This window comes from Dethiosulfatibacter sp., assembly GCF_983023055.1.
The window spans coordinates 1-6,190 of sequence record NZ_CEZJXU010000113.1 but is presented as its reverse complement, the minus strand read 5'-3'; the positions used below and the strand labels follow the sequence as shown (position 1 = coordinate 6,190).

The window sequence follows — 6,190 nt, the reverse complement described above, 5'->3', positions numbered from 1 at the left end:
TCATCACCAGGATTCCCACTTCCTGAAACAACAAAAAATTTCATCATAGGAACTTCCACAACCTCCGGACTTGCCTTAGGTATATATAAATATTTCTCCGCTTTTCTCCATTCATGCTTCATTGTTTCCCTCCAAAATATTTTTCCGTTTTTTTAAAAACCAGCATGACATTTCTGCCATGCTGGTTTCATCAAGTGCCCTCAATTTCTCTACAGCCATTTTTTTACATCGACCTTATTTTACCGGTATATTGATAACCTGACCTACATAAATCAAATCAGGATTACTGATAACATCTTTGTTCAGTTCATATATCTCACTGTAAAGCGCTCCCTCTCCTAGATACTCTTGGGCAATACTCCACAAACAGTCACCGCTAACTACAATATATGTCATTGTTTCAGAACCATCTGAAGGTTCTACTTCAGGTACTACTGGAAGTACTACATCAATATCTTCCTCAATAGGCTCTACAACTTCAATAGGAGTTGACAGTTTGGCTTTCAACATTACAATCTGATCAGTAGTCATGCCACCTGCCATTAGATACGCTTCGGCATCAGTCGCAAGGTCTGCAGTATTAAAATCGTCTGCATCGGAAATCACACCAAGCATTCCCAAAACATCTTTTGTGATAACATTATATTTCTCAGTACCCTTTTCAACTCCATAGTAGTTGATATAACTCTGCATATAGTCTTCTACTATCTCATCCTTTGTAGCTCCCATAAGTGAAGATATGAAAGCGGACATGAAACCGGCCCTGTCTTTTCCTTCAGTACAATGTACAAGGTAAGGTCCATCGTTTTTGCTCATGAATATAAGCCCTTCGACTATATTTCCCCTAAACTCATCACTACCATAGGCAAGATTCATGTTTAAGGTCTTAACCTGATTGTTGTCATAAAGAGATGCATAGTATGGTGAATTGAAATCATCAACCACCCTGTATTCCGCAATGTCTTCTGCTGAATCGGCCATATTCACAACTGTTTTGACAACGGCACCCTTTATCAACATATCGGAATATGCTGCACGTCCCAACTCATTGTTTATAGGACTTGAACTTCTGAACAAAACACCTTCCGCCAAATCTCCCATATTGATATCTCTAAAATTCGCAAACATTACATCCGATGCATAATCTTCACGATTATTTGTTCTTTCAAGCTTCCTTATTTCATATTGCACCTGATATCCATCAGTTTCTGTCAACATGATTGTAACCTTGTCGCCAATGGATACGTCTGCCAATTCATTAAGCTTTCCATAGTTTATACATACAGCAATATTGGTATGTCCCTGATAAGCTCTAACCAATGGATAACCGGTATCCACATAATATCCGTCAAGGAAAGGTGCTTCCACAACAAATCCATTGTCAAATATGGCTGTAACCATATCTCCTTCCGCAAATCCAAGAGCTCGGAAATCTTCAATCAATATGTCAGTAGATGCATGACCATATTTTTCAATTTCTTCAACTTCACCCACAACCATTGGGGATTTGTAGATAGGATCTGCTGACAGTTTGTCTTTAAGTGATAATATTTCTCCATTAGTCATACCAATATTCTTCAAATAATCTTCTGCAGCCACAGCAAGGTCTATATCAGTCAAATCGCTGCCTTTTTCCAAACCAGCCACTACCATAGTCATTGATGTGATAATATTGCTTTCTGCTATGGCATCATATTGCTCACTTCCAGCTTCTACACCATAGTAGTTCTCATAAGTAGTCATGTAGTCAGCCACTACCTCATCAAGAGATGCTCCCATAAGTGCTTCCAATAGAGCACTGACAAATCCAGCTCTGTCCTTTCCTTCAGTACAATGAATAAGATAAGGACCTTCGTTGTCACTCAAATATCTTAATCCTTCAGCCAGTTTTGTACCAAACTCTTCTCCTGCAACATCCACTCCCATATCAAGGGTAACGACTTTACCGTCCTCATACAAAGATTTATAATAATCAGACTGGAAACCGTCTTCAGCCATATATCCTTCCACATCTTCAACAGAATCCGCCATATTAATTACAGTAGCAATACCTACAGCTTCAGCAAAAGCATCAGAGTAAACTGCACGGTTCAACTCGTTGTTCACTGGACTGCTGCTTCTATAAACTACTCCCGAATTAATTCCTTCCGTCGCAAAGCTCCTGAAATTTGCATAAATTGAATCCGTTGCATAATCTTCACGTATATTAGTCCTTGAAAGTTGTCTCAAAAGGTATTCTGACAGATAACCTTCTTTTTCTACTAGTGAAAACGATAGATCATCTCCAGCTTCAACGCCATAGGTAGTTGAAAAATTACCCATATTGATGGCTACAACAACTATATTTTCCTCTTTGTCATCCCTGACCAGTATGCTTCCCGTGTCAACATCACTATATGACGTCACAAAGGGAATTTCCAGTACATTTTCTCCTACAGTCACTTCCAAAACATCTCCAAGTTCATAACCTGCTTCATAAAATGCCGATGGTGCAATATCCAAGGTAAGGTTTCCATACTTCTGAACTTCCACAACAATACCATTCAACACTGGTAAATCCTCAACAGCTGATGCTGTAAACACCATTGAAAGGATCATCATTGCAGCCAAAATCAAAGATAAGCTTCGTTTCATTTGTTTCATGTATATATCCTCCTTTTATATTGTGCTTGTGAAAACGCTACCTTAAGTATATCACCTTGAAATTCCAATATCCATAAAATCGAAAAATTATTCATTTTAACTCATATCATCAAATATACTTCTGTATCAGCCTCACAGCCTTGCTTTGATTAATCTTCAATGATTCCGCCAGTTTTCTTGAGGACGGATTATCCTTATACTTTGAAATGACCAGCTGCCTTTCAAAATTTTCTATCAAGTCCTTGTGTGACAGACCTTCCGTATCAATTTTAATTTCATCGGAGCCTGGCCCGAAATTATAGATTTCCTTAGGAAGATCGTCTTCAGTTATCAATACATGTCTTGTCATTATTACAAGTCTTTCAATAACATGTCTCAGTTCTCGTATATTGCCTGGCCACGAGTACTGGGAAAGAAGCTCAAGCACTTCATGAGACAATTCGTGGGTTACATTGTACGTTTCACAAAACTCATTGAGAAAAGAGAATGTCATTGCAGAAATATCCTCCTTTCTTTCCCTCAATGGAGGTATGGTCAGTTCTATTACATTCAGTCTAAAATACAGGTCATGCCTGAACCGGTTCTGTTTAACCATTAATGAAAGGTTTTTATTAGTAGCTGCAATTATCTTCACATCCACTTTAACGGGCGTTGTTCCTCCAATTGGAAGTATCTCACCTTCCTGGAGAAAATGGAGCAACTTAGCCTGAACTCCCTGACTTATTTCACCGATTTCATCAAGAAAGAGGGTGCCACCGTCGGCAGTCTTTAATAATCCTTCCTTCCCTGTATTGTTTGCACCTGTAAATGCACCTTTGACATATCCAAAGAGTTCACTTTCCACTAGGGTTTCAGGTATTGCAGCACAATTAATGGCAATAAACTTATTCTCCTTCCTTTCGCTTTTTTCATGCATGTATTTGGCAAACATGGATTTCCCAACACCGGTCTCCCCGTAAAGAATACATGGAGCCATTACCTTGCTTAGCCTTTTAATATCTTCTTTTACAGCTTTCATTTTGTCACTGACGCAGATGATCCCTTCAGTATTGATGGCATCATCAAGATTCTTAATGAACTGGCCCGTAGAATTATAAAGGTTGTTTTCATTGATATCATCTCTTACATTCATTACAACAAACTCAATATCTCCATTTTCATCAAAAATAGGAACGGCAATTGTTGTAATCATAACGCCTATCTGTGTGAAGGACTTTGAAGTATAAATCTGTTTTTCCTTGTACACCTCCGGTAGTATACAAGGCTCCTTCCAATACTTATCCACTACATCGTAAAAGCTCTTGCCGATGAAGTCCGAAGGCTTGCCTCCGTAATGGCGTTGGCAAGCCTTGTTTATATATAATATGTTATAATCGTTATCATAGACTAAAAACTCGTCATACATATTGTCCAGTATCCTGATCAAATCACTTCTTTTCATTGTAGACCTCCAAATACTGACTCACATCAGCAAGTTTCTATTTCATTTTTGATTCATATTCAATATTGATTCGCTTCACTTTCATAGCTTTTTCAATTTCGAATCATATACGCTTCAATGTCGCGATTGACTTTTGACTCAATATTACTTTAATATTATCAACTATCTCAATTTAAGTCAATATTTTTATGTTTTTTTATCAATTCAGAGTAAAAAGCATCAGTAATCCTCTATTTGAACAAATATTTCCAGAATATCAATTTTTGGCACAGTAATTGCTTTATATATGAGTGGTTAACCAAATACTAACTAGATTTAAAAGGAGTAATGTTATGAAAATAGCAAAAGTAGAATCATTTGCACTAAGAGTGCCACCTGAAAACGGAGATGTTGAAGTCGAATGGGGAATGGACTGCTCACTGGTAAAGATTACAACAGACAATGGTATAGTAGGCTGGGGTGAAACAGACTCCAATCCAGCAATCATAAAAACTTTATTTGATATGCCTACATCCCATTACCTTTCCTACAGCCTGAAGGACCTTCTAATAGGAGAAAATCCACTTGACATTGAAAGATTGTGGAACAAGATGTATCTGAAAACGTTGCACTACGGTCGTGCAGGTGTGGGCATACATGCCATCAGTGCTGTTGATATTGCATTGTGGGATATCGCCGGTCAGTACTACAATGTCCCTGTTTATCAGCTTCTAGGCGGCAAGTACAGAGACAAGATCAAAACATACGGTACCTTTATCCCCCATGAGGATATGGACCAAACAGTTGAAACAGCAAAACGTGCCCTTGCCGACGGTGGCTTCGACACACTCAAGTTCGGAGGCACTCCCTACGGTCTTGATGAAAAATATGACGTAGGAGTTGTAAAAAAACTCCGAGAAGCATTGGGAGACGATATAGGACTGGCGGTAGATGTATCAAAGCTTTGGCCTGATTTCGGATCAGCTCTGTCAAGAATGATGAAACTGGAAGAATACAATCTGGAGTGGGTAGAAGAGCCTTGTCTTGCAACGGACTACAATTCTTACCGCAAACTGGCTTCCATGGTCAAAACAAAAATTTCCGGTGGAGAAGCATTAACAACAGTTCGCGAATTCAATGACTTTATGCAACAGGCAAGCCCTGCCATAGTTCAGCCAGATGTAACAAACTGTGGTGGAATAACAGAAATGAAAAGAATCAATATGCTTGCAGAACTTAATTCATGCAGACTTATACCACACAACTACGGCTCAGGCATCCTGCTTGCTGCAACGGTTCAGTCACTGGCATCATTCCAGCATGGAACCACAATGGAATACTCCAACAGCGCAAGTCCATTCTTCCGCGACCTGGACAAAAACCTGGTTCGCTCAATTGACGGATACGTATCAGTTCCAGACAGACCTGGTCTTGGAGTTGACATCGATGAAGATGTAATAAAAGAATACTCATTTACTTGGTAAAATAAATCAAAGGAGAAATTTTAATGAATGAACACAAAGATAAATCAAAAAATAATATTGAATGGGTTACACTGATTACAGGCTCGGCAGTACTGCTAATCCTCGGTATTCTTATGGCAGTATTCCCCGAGAAGGGAGTTACACTTTCAAAAAAAATGTTCAGCGTACTCACTCACCAAATGGGCTGGATCTATCTATGGCTTGGAATGATAACCCTGGTTGCAGTAATATATTTCATGGTGACAAAATACGGAAGAGTCTATCTAGGAGATAATAACCCAACCTTCAAGAAGTCAAGCATATTGTTCATGACAATAGCTGCAGGTTTCGGTTCGGCAACTATGTACTGGATATTTATGGAAAGCATCAGCTATTACATGGGACCACCTCCAGGAATCATTGCACTGTCGGCAGAAGCTGCTGAAATTTCAATTACAGCTTCGTTCTGGCATTGGGGATTTGTTCCATGGTCTTCTTATCTGGTCTGCGCAATACTAGTTATGTACACATTTTATATCAAAGGAAAAAAATCATTTAAATTCAGCGACATATTAAATGATGCACTGGATGGCCGTGTTCCTGTATTCCTGCGTAAAATAATCGATATCCTGTTTGTTGTAGTAACCATGGGAGCTTTAAGTGT

The 6,190-nt window shown here is 38.9% G+C and carries 4 protein-coding genes; 2 read left to right on the top strand and 2 right to left on the bottom strand.

What is annotated here, in order from left to right; genetic code table 11:
• Window positions 1-234: 234 nt before the first annotated feature.
• Window positions 235-2,643, bottom strand: a complete 2,409-nt coding sequence (locus AC3AX0_RS05570; protein ID WP_487549318.1) for a tyrosine-protein phosphatase — start codon at window positions 2,641-2,643, stop codon at window positions 235-237.
• A gap of 109 nt (window positions 2,644-2,752) precedes the next feature.
• On the bottom strand, window positions 2,753-4,084 hold the full coding sequence (locus tag AC3AX0_RS05565) for a sigma-54 interaction domain-containing protein (protein ID WP_487549317.1): 1,332 nt from the start codon (window positions 4,082-4,084) through the stop codon (window positions 2,753-2,755).
• Window positions 4,085-4,416: 332 nt separating this feature from the next.
• Here AC3AX0_RS05565 and AC3AX0_RS05560 point away from each other — a divergent pair, with 332 nt between their 5' ends.
• Entirely contained in the window at window positions 4,417-5,547 is a 1,131-nt protein-coding gene (locus AC3AX0_RS05560) for a mandelate racemase/muconate lactonizing enzyme family protein (RefSeq protein ID WP_487549316.1), read from the top strand.
• 23 nt (window positions 5,548-5,570) lie between these two features.
• A partial coding sequence (locus tag AC3AX0_RS05555) for a BCCT family transporter (RefSeq protein WP_487549315.1) occupies window positions 5,571-6,190 on the top strand: 620 nt, incomplete at its 3' end.